At 71.4% G+C, this 20,086-nt stretch carries 14 protein-coding genes; 6 read left to right on the top strand and 8 right to left on the bottom strand.

The window, feature by feature from the left end; translation table 11 throughout:
• The first annotated feature begins 169 nt into the window (after window positions 1–169).
• Window positions 170–991 carry a prolipoprotein diacylglyceryl transferase gene (gene lgt / locus VXJ25_RS05150; RefSeq protein WP_330958143.1) on the top strand — a complete coding sequence of 274 codons (822 nt, stop codon included), beginning with the start codon at window positions 170–172 and terminating at the stop codon, window positions 989–991.
• Window positions 992–1,402: 411 nt separating this feature from the next.
• Here lgt and VXJ25_RS05145 read toward each other — a convergent pair whose 3' ends face one another.
• Together VXJ25_RS05145 and deoC are read right to left on the bottom strand one after the other, a co-directional pair.
• Window positions 1,403–2,206 (bottom strand): protein-ADP-ribose hydrolase, encoded by an 804-nt coding sequence (locus VXJ25_RS05145; RefSeq protein ID WP_330958142.1) that lies wholly within the window; start codon window positions 2,204–2,206, stop codon window positions 1,403–1,405.
• Between the two features lie 45 nt (window positions 2,207–2,251).
• Complete coding sequence (gene deoC / locus VXJ25_RS05140) at window positions 2,252–2,959, bottom strand: deoxyribose-phosphate aldolase (protein ID WP_330958141.1); 708 nt, start codon at window positions 2,957–2,959, stop codon at window positions 2,252–2,254.
• A gap of 220 nt (window positions 2,960–3,179) precedes the next feature.
• On the opposite strand from deoC, the gene VXJ25_RS05135 reads away from it, so the two are divergent.
• Complete coding sequence (locus VXJ25_RS05135) at window positions 3,180–4,340, top strand: pyridoxal phosphate-dependent aminotransferase (RefSeq protein WP_330958140.1); 1,161 nt, start codon at window positions 3,180–3,182, stop codon at window positions 4,338–4,340.
• Between the two features lie 5 nt (window positions 4,341–4,345).
• Window positions 4,346–5,059 carry a nitroreductase family protein gene (locus VXJ25_RS05130; protein ID WP_330958139.1) on the top strand — a complete coding sequence of 238 codons (714 nt, stop codon included), beginning with the start codon at window positions 4,346–4,348 and terminating at the stop codon, window positions 5,057–5,059.
• A 99-nt stretch (window positions 5,060–5,158) separates the two neighbouring features.
• Here VXJ25_RS05130 and VXJ25_RS05125 read toward each other — a convergent pair whose 3' ends face one another.
• The 6 genes from VXJ25_RS05125 to VXJ25_RS05100 form a co-directional block, all read right to left on the bottom strand.
• A complete protein-coding gene (locus VXJ25_RS05125; RefSeq protein ID WP_330958138.1) occupies window positions 5,159–6,970 on the bottom strand; it encodes an acyl-CoA dehydratase activase in 1,812 nt (603 codons plus the stop codon).
• Window positions 6,960–8,288: a 2-hydroxyacyl-CoA dehydratase subunit D gene (locus tag VXJ25_RS05120; protein WP_330958137.1), complete on the bottom strand. Its 1,329-nt coding sequence runs from the start codon at window positions 8,286–8,288 to the stop codon at window positions 6,960–6,962. The genes VXJ25_RS05125 and VXJ25_RS05120 overlap by 11 nt, the downstream gene beginning before the upstream one ends.
• Window positions 8,272–9,612 carry a 2-hydroxyacyl-CoA dehydratase subunit D gene (locus VXJ25_RS05115; RefSeq protein WP_330958136.1) on the bottom strand — a complete coding sequence of 447 codons (1,341 nt, stop codon included), beginning with the start codon at window positions 9,610–9,612 and terminating at the stop codon, window positions 8,272–8,274. Before VXJ25_RS05115 ends, VXJ25_RS05120 begins: the two co-directional genes overlap by 17 nt.
• The gene (locus VXJ25_RS05110) at window positions 9,612–12,683 is read right to left on the bottom strand and encodes an insulinase family protein (RefSeq protein WP_330958135.1); all 3,072 of its coding nucleotides are present in this window, start codon (window positions 12,681–12,683) and stop codon (window positions 9,612–9,614) included. The genes VXJ25_RS05115 and VXJ25_RS05110 overlap by 1 nt, the downstream gene beginning before the upstream one ends.
• Window positions 12,684–12,897: 214 nt before the next feature.
• Window positions 12,898–14,076: a hypothetical protein gene (locus VXJ25_RS05105; protein ID WP_330958134.1), complete on the bottom strand. Its 1,179-nt coding sequence runs from the start codon at window positions 14,074–14,076 to the stop codon at window positions 12,898–12,900.
• Between the two features lie 205 nt (window positions 14,077–14,281).
• Window positions 14,282–14,752: a universal stress protein gene (locus VXJ25_RS05100; RefSeq protein WP_330958133.1), complete on the bottom strand. Its 471-nt coding sequence runs from the start codon at window positions 14,750–14,752 to the stop codon at window positions 14,282–14,284.
• Window positions 14,753–15,035: 283 nt separating this feature from the next.
• Between VXJ25_RS05100 and VXJ25_RS05095 the strand changes: the two genes are divergently transcribed.
• From VXJ25_RS05095 to VXJ25_RS05085, 3 genes are all read left to right on the top strand, one after another.
• Window positions 15,036–15,956, top strand: coding sequence for an undecaprenyl-diphosphate phosphatase (locus VXJ25_RS05095; RefSeq protein WP_330958132.1), 921 nt, complete (start codon window positions 15,036–15,038; stop codon window positions 15,954–15,956).
• A 135-nt stretch (window positions 15,957–16,091) separates the two neighbouring features.
• Window positions 16,092–17,363: an alpha/beta hydrolase gene (locus VXJ25_RS05090; RefSeq protein WP_330958131.1), complete on the top strand. Its 1,272-nt coding sequence runs from the start codon at window positions 16,092–16,094 to the stop codon at window positions 17,361–17,363.
• A gap of 243 nt (window positions 17,364–17,606) precedes the next feature.
• Window positions 17,607–20,084: an ATP-dependent helicase gene (locus VXJ25_RS05085; RefSeq protein ID WP_330958130.1), complete on the top strand. Its 2,478-nt coding sequence runs from the start codon at window positions 17,607–17,609 to the stop codon at window positions 20,082–20,084.
• Window positions 20,085–20,086: the final 2 nt, after the last annotated feature.

Below are 20,086 nucleotides of genomic sequence, written 5' to 3'. Positions count from 1 at the left end.
GCGAGAAGTAGGCGGGGTGACCCGAGGCTCGGATGCGCTGGTCTCAGGGGACCGCAGGTTTGCCGCGGGCGGGGACGACGTTGTACGCTGTCCCCGCCCGTTCTTCTCGAACCCGGCGCCAGGCCCCGAGCGGTCGCCTGCGCCGCCTCGCCCGTAGGTTGGAGCACGCATGTTCCTGAACGACCTCTACCACTCCCTGGACCCCATCGCCTTCCAGCTGGGGCCCGTCGTCGTGCGCTGGTACGGCATCGCGTACCTCGCCGGGTTCGTGCTCGGCGGGCTCATGGCCTGGCGCATCATCCGTCGCTGGAGGCTCGACATCTCCGCCGACGCGCTCATGAACGTCGTCGTCGGCATCGCGCTCGGCATCATCGTGGGCGGACGGCTGGGGTACGTGGTCTTCTACGGGGCCGGCTACTACCTCGAGCACCCGCTGGAGGTCCTCGCGATAAACCAGGGCGGCATGAGCTTCCACGGCGGGCTCGTCGGCGCCATCGTCGGCGGCTCGATCGTCTGTCGCACCTCGCGAATCTCCATCCCGACCATGATCGACGTGGGCGTCTGCGTGGCTCCGATCGGCCTGTTCTTCGGGCGCTGCGCCAACTTCGTGAACGGGGAGCTGTGGGGCAAGCCGACCGACCTGCCCTGGGGCGTCATGTTCGAGACGGGCGGCGCGGTCTATCGCCACCCCTCCCAGCTCTACGAGGCCCTCCTCGAGGGCGTCGTGCTCTTCCTCGTCCTCTTCGCGCTCTCGCGCAGGGTGCCGCCGCGGCCGCAGGGCACCTTCCTCGGCACCTTCCTCGCGTGCTACGGCGTCTTCCGCTTCCTCGTGGAGTTCGTGCGCGTGCCGGACAAGCAGCTCGGCTACCTCCTCGGCGGCGTCATAACCATGGGGCAGATTCTCTCGCTACCGCTCGTCGTGCTGGGGGTCGCGATTCTCGTCTGGGCGCACGCGCGGCAGCGCCCGCAGGTGGGGACTGTCGAGGGGTAGCGGCGTCTCGGCGTGTGGTCGCCCGAGGCCTACTTGTGGAGGCGCTTCTCGGGTTGATTGCTTTTCAGCATCAAGTAGTAGACGGCTCTATTCGCAGATCCGCAGGTAGGAGGGCTGGTCATTCGCCGGCGATTACCGATGCCAGGGTTTTCTAATCTGTCGGCATTCGGACATCTGGGGTCAACAATCGCCGGAGTATCATGTCTGCCAGCGAGCGGGGGAGGGGCACCGCAATCCTGAGCCCGGTTGGCTTCGCCGAACGCTTGCTCACTTCTCTTGCCGACAAGGTGGGGTTCGTCCCTTCGGGGGTGAGCTCCACTTGTCATATGTCGGCGTCGTACATCGCGCGCCCCTCCCGCAGGAGGGTGCGCCGAAGGGCGCGTCCCTGGGCTGCGAGCGGGCGTCGGTGCCTCAGAGGAGCGCGCGATAGGCGTCGTAGCCCTCCTCGGTGTGGCAGACGAGCACCACCTTCGGCCTCGGGGCGGCCGGCGCGGCGACGTCCTTCTCCGCACCGCCCCAGTCTCGCAGCGTCGAGCGGATCGCGTCGAGGGCCACTTGGGCGGCGTCCGCCGCGGGAAAGCCTCCGTGCCCCGTCGAGATGCAGGGGAAGGCGACGCTCGCGAGCCGGTGGCGCCCCGCCAGGCGGAGGCTCGAGCGGTAGCACGAGGCGAGGAGCTCGCGGTCGCGCGCCGTGGGGGCCCCGTCGACGCACGGCCCCACGGTGTGGATCACGTAGCGCGCGGGGAGGTTGTAGGCGTAGGTGATCTTGGCCCCGCCGGCGGGCTCCGCGTGGCCCTGCTCCATCATGAAGTGGTAGCAGTCCGCGCGCAGCTGCAGGCCAGCCTGGGTGTGGATCGCGCTGTCGACGCAGCCGCAGAGGGGCTCAAAGCAGCCCATCATCTGGTCGTTCGCGGAGTTCACCACCGCGTCCGCGGCGAGCCTGGTGATGTCTCCCCGCCAGACGCAGATCCCCTCGTCGGAGAAGGGCAGGTCATCCGGACGGATGACCCCGCGCTCCTCGGCGAGGTGGGAGAGGTAGTCGTCCTGCGCGGCGAGCAGCTCCTCGCTGGCGGGTGCGGGGGGCCTCACGTTGAGCAGGACGCGGACCTGGTCGCGCTGCCGCCGCTCGTCTGTGGGCACGACGATGCCCGCGTACTCCTCCCGCTCCGCCTTGAGCGCCTCGATGAGACGGCGGCGACGCTCCTCCTGGTTCATGGGACCACCTTTCCGCCGGGTCGCCCCGGCCGCGTGCCAGGCCGGCTACAGCTCGACGTAGTCCCTGCCCGCCTCCGCCATGCGACGGCGGAGCTCCTCGACGATGGGGATGGACTTGGAGCAGCCGACCCGCGTGGCGCCGGCTGCGACCATGGCGAGGAAGTCGTCGGCGGTGCGGATGCCGCCCGCGGCCTTGACCTGGACCTTCTCGCCCACGTTGGCGCGCATGAGGCGGACGTCGGCCACCGTGGCGCCACCGGTGGAGAAGCCCGTCGAGGTCTTCACGAAGGTGGGCTCCACTTCGCGGGCGATCCGGCAGAGCGCGAGCTTCTCCTCCTGCGTGAGCAGGCAGCACTCGAAGATGACCTTGGAGGGGACGTGCGCCTCGTCGCAGACGGCCACCACCTCGCGCATCTCCCGCTCCACGTAGTCCCACCTGCCCGCCTTGACCTCGGTGAGGTTGACCACGTAGTCGATCTCGTTCGCACCCTGGGAGAGGGCGTCTTTGGTGTCGAAGACCTTCGAGGCGATGCTCGTCTGGCCGAGGGGGAAGCTGATCGCGGCGCCGGTGTGGACGTCGGTGCCCGCGAGCCGTGCGGCGCAGAACGCAGACTGCACCTGGTTGACCGCCACCATCCTGAAGTGGTAGCGCACGGCCTCGTCGCAGAGGCGGGCCAGGTCCTCGTGCGTGGCGTCGGGGTGCAGGTTGGTGTGGTCGATCAGGCGGCAGAGCTCGTCGAGCGTGTAGCGCATGGGTCCTCCTCGGGTCCGCGGGCTCCTCGCGCGGGACTGGCGCGGCTGGCGCCCTCCCGCCCTGCGGGGCTTCTCCCGCCCCATTGTGCGCCATCCCGGCGCGGGGGCGCGGTTCGAAGATTGTTTCGTTTGCTGGCTAAGAGCCGGTTGCCTGGCATGGGCGGCCAAGAGTTATGCAAGAATCGACGGGTCAGGGTAGGGTGCGTCCCGGGAGGTGCGGATGCGGTTCTCGAAGAGGTTGGACCTGTTTGGCGACGAGGTGTTCGCTGCGCTCAACGCGAAGCGCCGCGAGCTCGAGGCCGAGGGCCGCACGGTGTACGACCTGTCGGTCGGCACACCGGACTTCGCGCCTCCCCAGCACGTGGTCGACACCCTCGTGGAGAGCGCGCGCGACCCCGAGAACTGGAAGTACTCCCTGCACGACAAGGACGAGCTGCTCCAGGCGGTGTGTGACTACTACGCGAGCCGCTACGGCGTCGACGGCATCACGCCCGACATGGTGATGAGCGTGGCCGGCACGCAGGAGGGCATGGGCTACGTCTGCCAGGCGCTGGCAGACCCCGGCGACACCGTCCTCGTGCCCGACCCCTGCTACCCTGTCTTCCGCGCTGGCAGCCTCCTCGCCGGCGCCAAGCTGGCCTACTATCCGCTGACGGCCGACCACGACTTCCTGCCCTACGTCGCCGGCATCCCCGACGAGGTGGCGGACGCGGCCAGGTACATGGTGGTCTCGCTGCCAGCCAACCCCGTGGGCTCGGTCGGCACGCCCGAGGTCTACGAGCAGGTCATCGACTTTGCCAGGCGCCACGACATCGTCGTGATCCACGACAACGCCTACTCCGACATCGTCTTCGACGGGCCGGCGGGCGGCTCCTTCCTGAGCTATCCCGGCGCGCTCGACGTGGGCGTGGAGTTCCTCTCGCTCTCCAAGTCCTACAACGTGACCGGCTGTCGCCTGAGCTTCCTCGTGGGGCGCCCGGACATCGTGGCGGCCACGCGCAAGCTCCGCAGTCAGGTCAACTTCGGCATGTTCTACCCCGAGCAGGACGCCGCCATCGCGGCGCTCACGGGCCCGCGCGAGCAGGTGGAGGAGCAGCGTCTGCGCTACCAGGAGCGTCGCGACGCCCTCGCAGACGGCCTCGAGGCCATCGGCTGGGAGCGCCCCAACGCGCACGGCACCCTCTTCGTCTGGGCGCGCATCCCCCACGGGCGCATGGACTCCATGGACTTCGTGGTGGAGCTGATGGAGCGCTCGGGCGTCATCGTCACCCCCGGCAGGAGCTTCGGCCCGGCGGGGGAGGGCTACGTGCGCTTCGCGCTCGTCTCGCCCGTGGAGACGATCAAGGAGGCCGTCGCGGCCATCGGCGCGGCGGGCATCTAGGCGATATGGAAGGCGGTAGCCACATGTACGAGGGCACGAGCGAGCCCGGCAAGGGCGAGGCGGCGGAGAGGGCCGCGGAGGCGGAGAAGGACGCGGCGGCCGAGGGGGCCACGGGAGGCTCGCCCGCAGGACCCGCCTCCTACGAGGGCTTCCACGAGCTCGTGCGCGCCTCGCGCACCTACCGCAGGTTCAGCGGCGAGCAGGTGGGCGAGGAGATCCTGCGCGAACTCGTGGACGCGGCCCGCCTCGCGCCCTCGGGCAACAACCTGCAGGTCCTGCGCCTCGCCGTTACCAACGACCCCGAGACGGTCGCGCTCCTTGCGCGCCACCACGGCTGGGCCGGGGCGCTCAAGGACTTCGAAGGCCCGGCCGAGGGCGAGCTTCCCGGCGCCTACATGGGGATCCTCTGTCCCGAGGCCTCGGCCGCCTCGCCCCTGCGCAACGTCGACGCGGGCATCATGGCGCAGACGCTCTGCCTTGCGGCCTGCGCGAAGGGGCTGGGCACCTGCATGATCAAGAGCTACGACAAGGAGGCCGCGGGCATCCTGGGCGTCCCCGACGGCTACCAGCTCGTCCTCCTCGTCGCCCTCGGCAGGCCCGCGGCCGACGAGCGGGTGGTCCTGGAGCCCGCGACGACCGAGCACGGCCTGCGCTACTGGCGCACCGCGCCCAACGTGCACCACGTGCCCAAGCTCGGGGTGGACGACCTGCTCGTCTAGGAGGTGCCGGCAGCGGGCGCCGCGCGGCGGCACCGTTGCGAGCAAGGGCGCCGGTCCCCCGACGGGACCGGCGCCCTTGTCGTGCGTCTGTCGTGCGGCCTAGGCGAGCGACTCGAGCCCGAGCAGGGCCGCGCCGATCGCGCCGCAGAGCTGGGAGTCCGGGTGGGTCGCCACGGGCGCCCCGAGCACCGCCTCCAGGGCCTTGACCACGCCCTCGTTGTTGGCGACGCCGCCGGTCATGAGGTAGGGCGGCTCCGCGCTCACGCGCTTGGCGAGGGTCGCCGTCTTCCTCGCCACGGACTTGTCGAGGCCGTGGATGATGTCGGGGGTGGGGGTGTCGTTGGCCACGAGGGAGACGACCTCGCTCTCCGCGAACACGGTGCACATGCTGGAGATCTTGACGTCGTGCTTCCACTCGAGCCCCTTGGCGCAGAAGTCCGCCAGCGGCATCTCGAGGGTGCGCGCCATCATCTCCAGGAAGCGCCCGGTGCCCGCCGCGCACTTGTCGTTCATCACGAAGTTGATGACGTCGCCCGCCTCGTCGAGGTGGATGACCTTGGAGTCCTGGCCGCCGATGTCGATGACCGTCTTGACCTCGGGCATGAGGTAGTGGGCACCGCGGGCGTGGCAGGTGATCTCCGTGATGGAGGCGTCCATGCCGGGTATTGCCTCGCGGCCGTAGCCCGTGGAGACCTCCAGCGCGAGGTCCTCCTCTCCTAGGTGCGCCCGTTCGAGCACCTCCTGCCTGGCACGGGCGGCGGCCTCGGTGGCCTTGGCGCCCGTGGGCAGGATGACCGTGGCCACGAGGTTCCTCTCGGCGTCCATCACGACGGCGTCGGTGGAGGTGGATCCGGAGTCGATCCCCAGCACGTAGCTGGCGCCGTCCTTGGCGCCCCCGCGCTCCCGGCGCTCGCCCGCCGCGCTCCTGGCGCGCGACACGCCGCGCAGGGTCTCGCCGAACGCGGCCAGGCGGGTCTTGAGCTGCCCGGCGCTCTGCGAGGTTCCGTCCGTCTCGATCTTGACCATGGGGGTCCCTCCGTCTTGGGTGGCCTCGGCGTACTCGAAGCCGTAGTAGTCGCAGAACTTCATCGTGTGATAGACGACGCCCAGCTCGCCCCTCTCGTCGCGCAGTGCCTTGCGCTGGGAGACGTCGTCCATGCGCATGCAGGGCATCTGGTCGAGAAGGGCCTCGGCGTACCAGTCCAGGAACGTGTCGAGCGTGCCGCCGGCGCGGCCCACGTCCACCTGGCCCGGCGCGGCGGGCGCCTCGCAGGCCTCGCAGTCGCCTGCGGCGGCCATGCGCGCGAGCTGCGGCGGCGGGGAGACGAGCAGCTGGCGGTTGGTGCAGGTCGCGTTCTCCACCGCGATGCCCACGTCGCGCGAGACGGTCCTGAGCAGCGCCGAGGTCGCGTGGGCTCCGAGCAGCGTGACGCGCTCGTCCGTGCGGGGCACGGGTGGCTTGCAGGCCGCGAGCGCCCGGCCGACGTCGAAGGTCTCGCCGGAGTAGGCCGCATAGGCCTCCGCGAGGCCGGCCAGGCGTGCCCGGAAGAGCCTGCGCTCGGCCTCGCCGCGCTTGTGCGGCAGGTCGAGGAGGTAGACGAAGTCGAGTTTGCCCTGTCGCCTGAGCACGTCGTAGCAGCGCTTGATCACGTCGCAGCAGGTCACGAGCACCACCTCGTGCACGTCCGGCGCGAGCAGGCGCTCGATGAGGCCCTTGCCGTAGCCGCACAGGTTGGGGTGGGCCAGCGCGTCGGCGTGGTCGAAGGAGGCCACGTCCGCCTCGGCCAGCCTTGCCTGGGAGCCGAAGCCCGCCAGGAGCTCGACCGGCGTGTACTTGCAGGCGTAGAAGACGGTGCGCGGCTCGGCGCCGGCCGTCGTGGTGGTGCTCGTCGTGGAAGTGCTAGGAGTCATCTCGCTCCTCCCTGCGCGTGCGCAGAAGCTCGAGGAAGGCCTCGAAGCGCGTGCGCATCTGTCCGTCCATGTTGTTCTGGCGCTCCCCGCCGTCGCCGTCGAGCACCAGGGTGGGGAAGCCCGCCTCCTCGAGCTCGGCGCGGATGATCTGGGAGGCGCCCGCCGTGTGCTTGCAGCCCCAGTGGCTGAAGACCACCACGCCGTCCGCCCCAGAGCGCCGGGCCAGCTCGCGCACGCGCGCCACGCGCCGCTCCGCCGGGCCGTTGTAGCAGTTGCGTACGATGCGCTCGGCCATCGCCTCGAAGGGCTCGTCCGGCCCGAACCAGGGCGCCTCGCCGCCCGGGCAGCACAGCTCCATGTCGGTGGCGATGACCTGCGCATCTGGGTTGCGGTCGAGGTGGGAGGTCAGCGGCGCCAGGAAGAAGGGGGCCGTGTGCACCCATACGAGGTCGAGTCCGCGCGAGGCGGGCGCCGCCTTGAGGTCGCAGCAGAGCTGCGTGGCCACGAGCTGCTCGGCCGTGGTGCCCAGGGCCAGCTGCGCGTTGACCGCGCCCATGAGGTGGCCCATGAGGTCGCCCGCGAGGTAGCGCCCGCGCCTGAGGTCGACCGACCGGTCGAGGAGGGCGAGCGTGCGCTGGGAGCGCGCCACGCAGGCCGAGAGCTCCGCCTCGTCGAGCCTGTGCCCGAAGCACTCCTCGGCGGCCCGCGCGAGCCCGCGGAACTGCTCGGCCACGTAGAGCGCCGAGTCGCGCGTGACCTCATAGGGGACGTCCACGTAGAAGTGGGGGACCCCCCAGAGGTCGGCGAGGGTCTTGAAGGTGAGGTTGTTGGCGTCGCAGGCGACCGAGCAGCTCGCGAGCATGCGCGGCGGCGGCAGCACGCCCGAGGTCGCCATCCCCATGAGGACCTTGTGGTAGGAGCAGTACGTCTCGGGGATGCCTGCCCCCTCGGCCGCCGTCACGAAGGGCACCTCGGCGTGGGCGCCCGCGCAGGTTCCGGCGAGGGCCTCGGCGCACACCGGGGAGGCCCCCAGTGCCTGGAAGACCTCGGTCGGCAGGAAGAGGCTGGTCACGGCCGTCGACTCGGGGTGGTCGAGCGCACCGGTGAGCCGGGTGAAGAAGAGCTCGGCCGCGTGCTGGGAGGAGAGCGGCGCGTCCTTGTCGGGGAGGTGCGAGACGCGCCACGCCGTGAAGTCGAACCCCGCCCTGAGCGCGTCGCGCGCGAGGGAGGGCCTCCGGGCGAGGGCGGCGCCCACGACGTCGCCGTAGAGGTCCAGCGGCTCCCTCCCCCGGGTGCCCCGGCTAGCGCGCCTGGCCATGGCCTGCCCCCTCGGCGGCGAGCTCGGCGCGCCGCGCTCGGAGCATCTCGAGGAAGGCGGTGAGCCTGGTGGACATCTGGCCCTCCATGTCGTTGGAGCGGTCGCAGCCGTCGCCGTCGAGCACGAGGGTCGGGAAGCCCGCCTCCTCCAGGGTGGAGGAGATGAGCTGGGCCGCGCCGGCCGTCTCCTTGCAGCCCCAGTGGCAGAAGACCACGGCGCCGTCGGCCGCCGTGGCGCGCGCGAGCTCGAGCAGCCGGGCGGCGCGCCGGTCGGCGGGGCCGTTGAAGCAGCAGCGCACGAGCCGCTCGGCCATGGACTCGAAGGGCTGGTCGGCCCCGAAGGCGCGCCCCTCGGGCAGGACCTGGTCGTAGAGCATGTCGGAGGCCACGATCTGCGCCTCCTGGCTCTGGTTGAGGAGGCGCTTGAGCGAGTCGAGGAAGAACGGCGGCGTGTGCGCCCACACCAGGTTGAGCCCCTGGTAGGAATCGGCATGCGCGAAGTCGTCCAGCTGCTGCTCGCTCATGGCGAGCGTATCGGGCGTGCCCAGCCACAGGTGCTCGGCCAGCGCCTCCTGCATCTCCAGGCCCATGTCGCTCGCGAGGTAGCGCCCGCGGCGAAGGGGGAGCGCCCGTTGGAGGTTGTCGAGCGTCCGGTTGGTCCTGTCCACGCAGGCCCTGAGGGCCTCCTCGTCGAGCCTCCTGCCGAAGACCTCCTCGGCCTGGTGGGTCATCTCGCGCAGCTGGTCGGCCACGTAGCGGATCGAGGCCTCGTCGGTCTCGTAGGGGACGTCCACGTAGAAGTGGGGGGTCCCCCAGTAGCGCGACAGCGCCTTGAAGGTGAGGTTGTTGGCGTCGCAGGCCACCGAGCAGCTCGCGAGCATGCGCGGCGACTCGAGCACGTTGGAGGCCGCCATGCCGAGAAGGACGCGGTGGTAGGAGCAGTACGTCGGCGGGATGCCGCAGGCCTCGGCCTCGGCGGCGAAGCCCGCCTCGGACTTGGCGGCCGCCACGAACCCGGCGAGCGCCTCGGCGCACACCGGGTTGGTGCCGAGGGCCAGGAAGGGCTCGCTCGGCAGCCAGATGCTCGTGACCACCGCGTCGCCGAAGTCGTCGAGGGCGCGCGTGACGCTCTCGAGCGCGATCCTGGACGCCGTCTGGCCGGAGGGGAGCTTCCTGCGGTTGGGCAGGTGCCTGGTGCCCCACCTCACCGCGTCGAAGCCCCGGTTGAGCACCCAGCGGACCGTGTCCGGGGCGTTGGTGGAGTACTCGCTGAGGAGGTTTCCGCCCCAGTCGAGGATCCCGCCGACCCAGGACTCTCCCGCCATCAGCGCTCGCCCCCGTCGTGGTCGTGGCAGCAGTCGCCATCGCAGCACCCGTCGCCGTGGCCGCAGCGGCAGCCGTCCTCGTGGGCGTCGTCGCCGAAGGGTCCGGCGGAGGGCACGGCCTCCATGAGGTCGTGCACGCAGAGGTCGGCCTTGGAGGCCTCGATCTTCTCGCGTGAGCCGAAGACGCAGACGGCGCCGGACTCCGCGACGTCCGCGAGGGAGGGCGCGAGGGCGCGGACGGCGTCCGGCGTGGCGTGCAGGACCTGGTCGCGCATCTCGATGCGCCAGCCGTCGGGCCTGTGGCAGAAGAGGTCGGCGTCCTGCCTGCGGGCGAGCTGGCGCGGCTTCAGCGGCGCGTCGATGGCGGCGACGACGGAGATGACGTAGCCCTCGAGCTCGGCCTCGCTCGGTTGCCAGGCGGCGAGCCAGTCGGCCGCCCGGGCGTAGCGCTCGAGCGTCGCGTCGACCGAGGGGTCGCGGTAGGACCAGAACTCGCGCAGGCCCGCCTGCGTGCGCCTGAAGCCCACGCCGTAGGCGCCGCCCTTCACGCGGACCTCGTTCCAGAGGTAGTCGAAGGAGAGGGCGCGCGCCGCCACCTGCCAGGTGCCCCAGCCGCCGGCGTCGCTCGCCCGGCGCGGGGCGCCCAGCGCGACGAAGGCGACGTTGGAGGGGGTGACGAAGGCCTCGTTGGCGGGCTTGGGGGCGGGGACCTCGAGGTAGTGGCCGCGCGGCGCATCCGAGAGGCCGAGCGAGCCGGCCGCCTCCCAGAAGCGGGCGCGGTCGGCGGCCGGGCCCACGAAGCTCACGGTCAGGTTGCCCCTGGAGAAGACGCGGCGCGCCACGTCCAGGAGGCGGTCCGCCAGGTAGCCCCCGAGCTCGTCGAAGTTGGCGAGGAGCCGCTTCAGGAAGAGGTAGTAGTCCACGCCGCCGACCTTCTCGACGAAGGCGGCGGAGGGGGAGAAGTAGGAGTCGAGGCGCGAGAGCGCCACCGCGTGGCCGGCGTTGGTGAAGGTCTGCTCCATGGCGACGCGGCGCTGCTGCAGGATGTCGCGGATGCGGTCGAGGGAGCCGGCGTAGTCCGTCTCGGACCAGGTCTCGGCGGGCAGCTTCGCGAGCCAGCCCACGTTCTCCGAGAGGGCGCTCGCCGCCACGACGAAGTGGGCGGAGAACCTCGTGGGGTCCGCGTGGTCGTCGTAGGCCTCGACGAAGTAGGCGAGGTCGCCCAGGCGGCGCTCCGAGAGGGTGTCGAACTCGGCGGCGGTGTGCTCGGCGGTGTCCAGCTTGCCGAGGACGTCGGCGAGGACGGCCGCGTAGGGCAGCTCCTCGAAGCCGATGCCGTCGAGGTCGAAGTAGTGGTAGACGTAGTCGATCCCGCGGGTGTCGAGCTCGTGGGCGATGCAGGGGGCGGGGGCCTCCACGATGGGGCAGGCCGGCCGCTCGCGCGCGGGGCCGATGTCTGCGAGCGAGAGCTGCGGCAGGGTCGCGAGGGCCTCCGGCGAGTCCGGCGCCTCCTGCTCCTCGCGCAGGGCCGAGACCTCCTCCGCGATCCGTGCGAGCTCGGCGTCGGAGAGCGACTCCCTCCTGCGGGCGAGCTCGGCCGCCTCCTCGTCGTCGGCACCGCCCTCGCAGGGCACGAGCTCCACCTGGGCCGAGTGCGCGCTCCGGCAGACGACCTCGTCGAGCAGCCGCTCGAAGGCGCCCTCGGCCACGCCCTCCTTGAGGTGGGCGATCGCGTCCTCGTAGCGCAGGTAGTCCACGGGGCGTGCGTCGTCGTAGAGCCAGCTCGCCATCACCCGGATCGAGTGGACGACGCCGTCGGGGCAGTCGCCCGTGTCGCCCTCGCGCAGGTTGAACTCCGCCTGGGCGAGCGAGGCCTCGAGGCGCTCGCGGCCGATCCCCTCGCGCGCCAGCCTGGCGCAGGTGGCCTCCACGAGCTCGCGGAACTTCTCCGCCACGTGGGGCCTGGCGCCCTTGAGCGCGAGGACGACGCGCGGCTGGAGCTCGCCGGTGACGAGGACGGCCTCCAGGTCGTCGCCCAGGCCGGCGTCGAGCACGGCGCGCTTGAGCGGGGCCTCGTTGGAGCCGGCGAGGGCGTCCACCAGGACGTCGGCCGCGAGGACCCGCTCGCGGTCGGCCGCCGTGCCCACGACGTAGGCGAGGGCGACCTGCGCGTTCTCCGGCGCGGTCGCCATCTCCACGGTGCGGGGCGCGGCCACGACGGGCGGCTGCAGCGGCAGCGGGTTGGGGGCGCCCGCCCCGCGGCGGCAGGCGCCGTCGAAGCGCTCGCCGATGAAGGCGAGCTCGCGCTCGATGTCGAGGTCTCCATAGAGGACCGTGTAGCTGTTGGCGAGGTCGTAGTGGCGCGCGTGGTTGTCGAGGAAGGCCTCGTAGGTCAGGGTCGGGATCTCGCGCGGGTCCCCGCCCGACTCGAAGCGGTAGGGGCTCTCGGGGAAGAGGGCGGCGTCCAGGCCGTTCTCCACCACGGCGTCCGGGTCCGAGAGGGCGCCCTTCATCTCGTTCAGCACGACGCCGTTGAGCGCGAGGCGCGCGTCCGCGTCCGCGGGCGCGGCGGGCCTGCCGTCCTCGCCGACGAGCTCCAGGTGCCAGCCCTCCTGCTCGAAGATCCGCCGGCGCCTGTAGATCGCCGGGTGCAGCACCGCGTCGAGGTAGACGTCCATGAGGTTCTCGAGGTCGGCCACGTTGGTGGAGGCCACGGGGTACATGGTCTTGTCCGAGAAGGTCAGCGCGTTGAGGAAGGTCTGCATGCTCGTCTTGAGCAGGTTGACGAAGGGCTCCTTCACCGGGAAGCGGTCCGAGCCGCACAGGACCGAGTGCTCCAGGATGTGGAAGGTGCCCGTGGAGTCGGCCGGCGGCGTCTTGAAGGCGATCGAGAAGGACCTGTCGTCGTCGGCGCAGGCGAGCCAGAGCAGGCGGGCGCCCGTGGCGTCGTGGCGCATGACGTAGGCGTAGCCGGAGATCTCCCGCAGGGGGATCTGGTCGGTGACGGTGAAGCCGGCGTGGCGGCTGCCCCTGGCGAGCGTCTCCAGGGGCTGGGTGTAGTCGATGGGCATGAGGCGGACCTCCTCGGACGGCGCCGCGCGGGCGCCTGGGTTTTTGGTGCCACATTCTAGCATGGGCATCCGAGGGGGCCTGGGGCCTGGGGAGCGAGCCCCGAGAAAGCACAAGCCCCGGGGCTGCCCTCGACGGGCGCCCCGGGGCCTTCCCGGAACTCGTCTCGCGACGTGTGCGTGGCGCGCGGCCGGGCGTGCGGCGCGCCGCAGGTCCCTAGATCCGGCTCATCTCCGCGAGGACGCTCGCGTACCACTCGCCTGCGGTGGGCGGGCAGTACTTGCGGGCGACCGCCATGGACATGGTCGAGCCGTAGCCGGAGGCGAAGCCGGAGACGTGGGCGTAGATGGCCTCCTCCCAGCTCGACCAGCTGCTCGATCCCCAGCCCCAGGCGTTGTGCGGGCGGAAGCAGACGGCGCCCTTGGAGCTCTCGACAGCCGAGATGGCCGGCGAGATGCGCGGGTCCACGCCGTAGCGGGCGGCCGCGGCCGCGAAGGTCGCGCCCTGGCCCGCGAGCGGGGAGCCGGCCAGGTAGGCGTCGATGCGCGCGGCCCAGCCGTCCTGCTCGGAGGTGGTGGTGTTCTCGGAGACGGCCGCGTTGTCCGCGCTCGGGGCGGAGGGCACCTCGACGGCGGCGGTGTTGCCGGAGCTCGTGGTGAAGGTCGCCTGGGAGGGGGCGGCGTCGGAGGAGGACGTGCCGTCCGGGCTCACCTCTGCGGCGCCGGCCGCCGCGTCCACGGCCTGCTGCGCCTCGGCGATGGCGGCCTGGCGCTCGGCCTCCTCCTGGCGGGCGAGCTCGTCGGCCTGCGCCTGGACGCTGGCCTGGGCGGTGCGCACGGAGGAGAGGGCCTGCTCGGCCGTCTGCTGCCGCTGGAGCGCCTCGTCCCTCTGGCTCGTGAGCTCGGCGCGCTTCTGCGCGAGCTCGTCGGAGAGGGTGGCCAGCTCGGTCACCTGCTCGGTGCTGCGCTGGTGGATGGCGTCGATGTAGGTGACGGTGGAGATGAAGTCGTTGAAGTCCTCGGAGGAGAGGATGAGCTCGATCAGCCCCGGGGTGCCCTGCTGGAACTTGTAGAGCGTGCGGATGGACTCCGCAGCCCTGGCGCGCTTCTCGGGGAGTTCCGCCTCGAGGGCGGCGACGTCCTCCTCGTTCTGGTCGATCGAGGACTGGATGCCCTCCACCTCGGCCTGCGCGGACGCGTAGTCCTGCGTGGCCTGCTGCAGCTGCTGGTTGAGGCTCGCCGCCTCGCTCGCGAGCTCGTCGGCCGTCGCGGCCTGGGCGACTGCCGGCGCGAGGGCGAAGCCGGTGAGGGCGAGCGTCGAGCATGCGATCGTCGCGGCGCGTCCGATCGCGCCGCGCGCGCGGCGGCCCTCCCCCTGGGTCTTGCGGTCTCTCATGGGCATACCTCCGGGTCTCGTCCGTCTTGACCCCTGCGAGCGGCATGCGAGCAAGCGGGGGCGCCGCCGGTGCCTACGCCGACAGCGCCCCCATCATACAATATGTAGTGGACAGCCAGAAAAACACCACGTCGGGACCGCCGGGCCGGGCGCCGCCGCCGGGCCGGGCGCCGCCGCCGGGCCGGGCGCCGCCGCCGGGCCGGGGCTACTTGATGACGAGCGTGTCGCAGCGGGCGCTGCGGACGAGGAAGGTGGAGATGGAGCCGAGCAGCGCGTACTTGATCGAGGAGAGCCCGCGCGCGCCGCAGATGATGAGGTCGGGCTCGATCTCGTCGATCATCTCGTCCTTCAGGGTCTCGCGGATGCGGCCGAACTTCACCAGGACCTCGACGCCCCTGATGGAGGGGATCTGCCGCGCCCGCTCGACCTCCTCCGCGATGCTCGCGCGGAAGCTCTGCTCCTGCTCCTTGACGAGCTCCGCGGGGAACGACCCCGTGGTCTCCAGGGCCGACGAGTCGATCACGTGCCCGATGTAGAGCTCCGAGCCGTTGTTTGCCGCCGTGACGATGGCGCGCTCAAGCACCTTGCCCTGCTGCTCGGAGCCGTCGAGGGAGACGAAGACCTTGTCGTAGCCGAGCTCGCTCAGGCTGGGGCATACCCTTGTTTCGTCCGCCATGTGCTACCTGCCTCTCGATCGGACCTGCCGTACGCCTCGAGTCTAGCAACCGCGCCCGTACGCGCGCGCCCGCTCGTGGGCGCGCGGTGCCGGTGGGCGGGCGTGCGGGGCGCCCGGGCGAAGGCAGGGAGAAGGACGCGCGCCCCGGGTCCCGCCGGGCGCGCGCCGGCATTGTCCCCTTTTTATGTTGATGGGGCCCGGGCGCCCCGAGGGGTGGATTATGTACAGGCACATCCGCGCCGGCGCGCCGGGAGCGCGTCCTGCAACGTTCTAGGAGGGGCTCATGAATCTGGTGGAACTCTTGAAGGCGGCCTTGTTCGGCCTGGTGGAGGGCATAACCGAGTGGCTGCCGGTCTCGTCCACGGGGCACATGCTCCTTCTCGGGCAGTTCGTGAAGCTCGACGTCACCGAGCAGTTCTGGAACATGTTCCTCGTCGTGATCCAGCTCGGCGCCATCCTCGCGGTCCTCGTGCTGTTCTTCCACGAGCTCAATCCCTTCTCGCGCGCCAAGACGCCCGAGGAGCGCCGCGGCACCTGGACGCTGTGGGGCAAGATAGTCCTGGCGTGCGTGCCGGCCGCCGTGGTGGGGCTGCCGCTGGACGACTGGATGACCGAGCACCTCGAGGGCCCCTTCGTCGTGGCTGCCGCCCTCGTCGCCTACGGCGTCGCCTTCATCGTGATCGAGCGCGTCCGCGCCGGCAGGGCCCGCGCGCTGACCTCCTCGGGCGGCGCCCACTTCGCCCTGCCCGAGGTCGCGGAGGGCGCCTCCGCCACCGTGCTCGCCGACGAGGAGGCCCCCGTCCAGGACATCTCGGAGCTCGGCTGGGGCAGGGCGCTCGGAATCGGCCTCTTCCAGGTCCTCTCGCTGGTGCCCGGCACCTCGCGCTCCGGCTCGACCATCATCGGCGGCCTCCTGCTCGGCTGCTCGCGCACCGTGGCGTCCGAGTTCACCTTCTACCTGGCCATCCCCGTGATGTTCGGTGCGAGCGCGCTCAAGCTCGTCAAGTACCTCCTCGCGGGCGGCGTCCCCACCGCGACGGAGGGCATGACCCTGCTCGTGGGCTGCGTCGTGGCCTTCCTCGTCTCGATCGCCGCCATCAGGTTCCTGATGGGCTTCGTGCGCAAGCACAGCTTCGAGTCCTTCGGCTGGTACCGCATCGTGCTCGGCGCCCTGGTCGTCGCCTACTTCGCCCTGCTGGCCTAGGGCGGGGTGCCTGCCGCGCTTTTGCATAGACGCCCCCGCGTTTGCCCGCATCCGTCCGCGGCGCTACTATAGGATGGTTCGAGCAACCTCGTGAGCTGCGCCTTTGGGCTCCGTGTATGCAAAGGATGGTGGAACATGCCAGGAGGGGGAGAAGGTCTCGGGACCGTCGCGGAGAGGCGCCTCAAGCTTCCCTCCGGCATCGACCTCGTCGGCAGGCACGACGAGCGCCCCCGGCTGTGCCACGCGCTCGCCTTCGCCGCCCTCGTGCTCGCCGTCCTCCTGTGGGGCATCGCCCGCCTCGCCTCGGGCAGCGTCGCCGACGGCGCCTTCTTCCTGGTCGTGGCAATCGCCCTGGTCGTCGTGACCGTGGCGACGGCCTCGGTCCTCGTGGGCTACCTCCTCCGCCCGCATCGGGCGCCCCAGCTCACGCCCGCGGAGCGCCACGCGCTCAGGGCCGACCCCGAGGGTGCCCTCGCCCAGCAGGCGCAGCGGGTCCGCCGCCTCGGCGCGCCCCTCGGCCGCCCGGCCGCCGACCAGCCCTTCGCCGAGCGGTCGCACCGCGGCGACGCCGAGACCCTCTCGCTGATCGAGACCAACCGCGTCGCGGAGGCGCACCTGACGGAGGAGTGGCTCGACGCGATCGTCGCCCCGCGCGAGGTCACCCTCACGGCGGAGGACGGCTGCGAGCTGGCCGCCCACGTCTTCGAGTGCGCCCTCGACAGCTCCCGGTGGGCGGTGCTCGTCCACGGCTACGGCGGCGGCTGGACCGACGTGATGCTCTACGCGCGCCATTACGCCGCGCTCGGCTTCAACCTCCTCGTCCCCGACCTGCGCGCCCACGGCGCGAGCGGCGGCAGGAGGCCAGGCCTCGGCTGGCTCGACCGCACCGACCTCGTGGAGTGGTGCCGCTGGATCGTGCGCAACGAGGACGAGGGCGCCCGGATCGTGCTGCACGGCCAGGGCGCTGGAGGGGCGGCGGCCTGCATCGCCGCGGGCGAGAAGACCCTGCCGTCCGGCGTCGTCGCCTGCGTGTGCGACTCGGCTTACTCCGACGCCTGGAACGGCCTGGCGCGCCTGCTTCGCGCCAAGGGCGCGCCGGTCCACCCGACCCTGGACGCGATTCGTGCGGTCTACCTGCTCATGCCCGGCGGCTTCGACCTGGCCCTGGCCTCTGCCGCCGACGCCGCCGCGCACGCGCAGGTGCCCCTGCTGCTCTTCCAGGGCGAGCGCGACGCCATCGTGCCGCCCTACATGGCCAAGAAGATCTACGACGCGGCGAGCGGCGCCGCGGCGGGCGACAACAGGCGCCTCAGGATGTTTAGGGGCGCGGGGCACCTCGAGTCCGCGCTCGTCGACCCTGCGACCTACTACCACGAGCTGCGCGACTTCCTGAAGCCGCTCGTGTAGGCGCGCCCCGCGCGAGCCGCCCAGGCCCCCGCGCTCCCGTGCCCCGCGCGAGCCGCCCAGGCCCCCGCGCTCCCGCGCCCCGCGCGCGGCCCGGCCCCCCGCGGCCGCGTGGTGGCCGTGTGCAGACCCCCTCGAAGGACATCTGCGCCCCGCGCGGCGGCTACACTCAGACTCTGTAACCCGGGCTGGCAGCTGGCTGCGCGCCGCCGCCGGCCCTTCGACGCTCGAGGCAACGGGGGGACCATGACGCAGGACGCACGGACGGCAGGCCAGGCAGGCGCGAGCGTGGACATAGACGGGCTCAACCCCGCGCAGCGCGAGGCCGTCCTCTGCACGAGGGGGCCGCTGCTGGTGCTCGCCGGCGCGGGCTCGGGCAAGACGCGCGTCCTGACCTACCGCATCGCCCACATGATCCAGGACGAGGGCGTCCGCCCCTGGCAGGTCCTCGCGATCACCTTCACCAACAAGGCCGCCGCGGAGATGCGCGAGAGGCTCGGCGCCCTCGTCGCCAACACGCGCGGCATGTGGATCTGCACCTTCCACGCCATGTGCGTGCGTATGCTGCGCGAGGACGCGGACCGCATCGGCTACAAGCCCAACTTCACGATCTACGACGACGACGACTCCAAGCGCCTGGTCCGCCAGATCATGCAGGACCTGGACATAGACCAGAAGAAGTTCCCGATAAACGCCGTCCGCTCGAGGATCTCTGCGGCCAAGAACGCGCTCGTCTACCCCGACGAGATGGAGGGCTCGGCCGAGGCCCCGCTCGACACCGCCTCAGCCCGCGTCTACCACGAGCTCTCGCGCCGCCTCGAGCGCGCCAACGCCATGGACTTCGACGACCTTCTCGTCAAGGCCTTCGAGCTCTTGTCCAAGTGCCCGGACGTGCTGGAGTCCTACCAGGACAGGTTCCTGCAGATCAGCGTGGACGAGTACCAGGACACCAACGGCGTGCAGTACGCGATCACCAACCTGCTTGCGCGCAAGTACCAGAACCTCATGGTCGTGGGCGACGACGACCAGTCGATCTACTCCTGGCGCGGCGCGGACATCAAGAACATCCTCTCCTTCCAGAAGGACTACCCCCAGGCGCACGTGGTCAAGCTGGAGGAGAACTACCGCTCGTACGGCCACATCCTGAACGCGGCCAACGCCGTGGTGGCGCACAACTCGCGTCGCACCCCCAAGCGCCTGTACACCTCACGCGGGGAGGGCGACAAGGTCCGCGTCTTCCAGGCGTCCGACGAGCGCGACGAGGGCCGCTGGATCGGCGCGGAGATCGAGAAGCTCCACGACCGTGGCAGGAGCTACGACGACATGGCGGTCTTCTACCGCACCAACGCGCAGTCGCGCATCCTCGAGGACATGTTCCTGCGCGCCGGTGTGCCCTACAAGCTCGTGGGCGGCACGCGCTTCTACGACCGCGCGGAGATCCGCGACGTGATGGCCTACCTCAAGCTCGTCGTCAACCCCGACGACGACGTCTCGGCGCAGCGCGTGATCAACACGCCGAGGCGCGGCGTGGGCACGACGAGCGTCAACAAGATCGCGGCGTACGCGGCGAGCCACAACCTCTCGTTCTTCTCGGCCGCCGAGGCCTGCACCATGGAGTCCGGGCTGCTCAGCGCCAAGGTCAGGGGTGCCGTGGCGCAGTGGACCAACGCGATCGAGCGCGCGCGCCACGTGGACGGGGAGCTGGCCGACGTGGTGCGCACCATCGTCGAGGAGGCCGGCCTCGTCCGCGCGCTCGAGGCGGAGCACACCGACGAGGCGGACGGCCGCATCGAGAACATCCAGGAGTTCTACGGCGTCGCGGCGGACTTCGACGAGTCCCACGACGACGTGCAGGAGACGCTCGAGAGCCTGCGCCAGCTGCGCGAGGCCGGGGCGCTCGACGCGGCGCCGGGCGCCGCTGCCGTCGGCGCTGCGGGCGCAGGCGCGGACGCCTCGGGCTTCTCCGCCGCCGGCGCCGCCCTGGCTGCAGACCCCGCGGCGAGCCTGAGGCCGCCCGTCGCCGCCGAGAAGCTGCCCGCCTTCATGGAATGGCTGGCCCTGCGCTCGGACCTCGACACGATGGGCGGCGACAGCCACGCGATCACGATGATGACCATCCACGCCGCCAAGGGCCTGGAGTTCCCCGTGGTGTTCGTGGCCGGCATGGAGGAGGGCATCTTCCCGCACGCGGCCGGCGAGACGGAGCCCGGGCGCATCGAGGAGGAGCGGCGCCTGGCCTATGTCGCCATCACCCGCGCCGAGGAGCGCCTCTACCTCACGTATGCGGCCACGCGCCGCATGTACGGCTCGGTGCAGGCCTACCCGCGCAGCCGCTTCGTGAACGAGATTCCCGAGCAGGACGTCGAGGCCATCGGCGTGGGCTCCTCGGGCTTCTCGGGCGTGGGCTGGGAGAAGCGCGGCGACCGCAGGGGGACCTTCGGCTCCGGCAGGGGCTCGGAGGTCTACGGCGGCCACGTCTTCGGCTCGCGCACGCGCTCCACGGGCGGCGCGCCCGCCTCGCAGCACCAGCAGCCGCAGCCGCGGCGCGAGGCGCCCAAGCCGCAGGAGGCGCTGCGCGCGGGCGACCACGTCTCGCACAAGACCTTCGGGCCGGGCGTGGTGCTGTCCGTCTCCGGCGACGTGATCGAGGTGCAGTTCAGCCGGACGGGCAAGCGCAAGAAGCTCATGCGCGGGTTCGCGCCGATCGTGAAGGTCGAGGGGTAGGC

It is taken from the genome of Olsenella absiana, assembly GCF_036408855.1.
GTDB classification, from domain to species: Bacteria; Actinomycetota; Coriobacteriia; order Coriobacteriales; family Atopobiaceae; genus Olsenella_K; species Olsenella_K absiana.
This window is presented reverse-complemented; position numbering and strand designations above follow the sequence as displayed.

What these genes read in the sequence shown, in the direction of transcription:
- lgt (WP_330958143.1), top strand. Translation starts at nt 170, where the DNA reads ATGTTCCTGAACGACCTCTACCACTCCCTGGACCCCATCGCCTTCCAG.
- VXJ25_RS05145 (WP_330958142.1), bottom strand. Translation starts at nt 2,206, where the DNA reads ATGAACCAGGAGGAGCGTCGCCGCCGTCTCATCGAGGCGCTCAAGGCG.
- deoC (WP_330958141.1), bottom strand. Translation starts at nt 2,959, where the DNA reads ATGCGCTACACGCTCGACGAGCTCTGCCGCCTGATCGACCACACCAAC.
- VXJ25_RS05135 (WP_330958140.1), top strand. Translation starts at nt 3,180, where the DNA reads ATGCGGTTCTCGAAGAGGTTGGACCTGTTTGGCGACGAGGTGTTCGCT.
- VXJ25_RS05130 (WP_330958139.1), top strand. Translation starts at nt 4,346, where the DNA reads ATGGAAGGCGGTAGCCACATGTACGAGGGCACGAGCGAGCCCGGCAAG.
- VXJ25_RS05125 (WP_330958138.1), bottom strand. Translation starts at nt 6,970, where the DNA reads ATGACTCCTAGCACTTCCACGACGAGCACCACCACGACGGCCGGCGCC.
- VXJ25_RS05120 (WP_330958137.1), bottom strand. Translation starts at nt 8,288, where the DNA reads ATGGCCAGGCGCGCTAGCCGGGGCACCCGGGGGAGGGAGCCGCTGGAC.
- VXJ25_RS05115 (WP_330958136.1), bottom strand. Translation starts at nt 9,612, where the DNA reads ATGGCGGGAGAGTCCTGGGTCGGCGGGATCCTCGACTGGGGCGGAAAC.
- VXJ25_RS05110 (WP_330958135.1), bottom strand. Translation starts at nt 12,683, where the DNA reads ATGCCCATCGACTACACCCAGCCCCTGGAGACGCTCGCCAGGGGCAGC.
- VXJ25_RS05105 (WP_330958134.1), bottom strand. Translation starts at nt 14,076, where the DNA reads ATGAGAGACCGCAAGACCCAGGGGGAGGGCCGCCGCGCGCGCGGCGCG.
- VXJ25_RS05100 (WP_330958133.1), bottom strand. Translation starts at nt 14,752, where the DNA reads ATGGCGGACGAAACAAGGGTATGCCCCAGCCTGAGCGAGCTCGGCTAC.
- VXJ25_RS05095 (WP_330958132.1), top strand. Translation starts at nt 15,036, where the DNA reads ATGAATCTGGTGGAACTCTTGAAGGCGGCCTTGTTCGGCCTGGTGGAG.
- VXJ25_RS05090 (WP_330958131.1), top strand. Translation starts at nt 16,092, where the DNA reads ATGCCAGGAGGGGGAGAAGGTCTCGGGACCGTCGCGGAGAGGCGCCTC.
- VXJ25_RS05085 (WP_330958130.1), top strand. Translation starts at nt 17,607, where the DNA reads ATGACGCAGGACGCACGGACGGCAGGCCAGGCAGGCGCGAGCGTGGAC.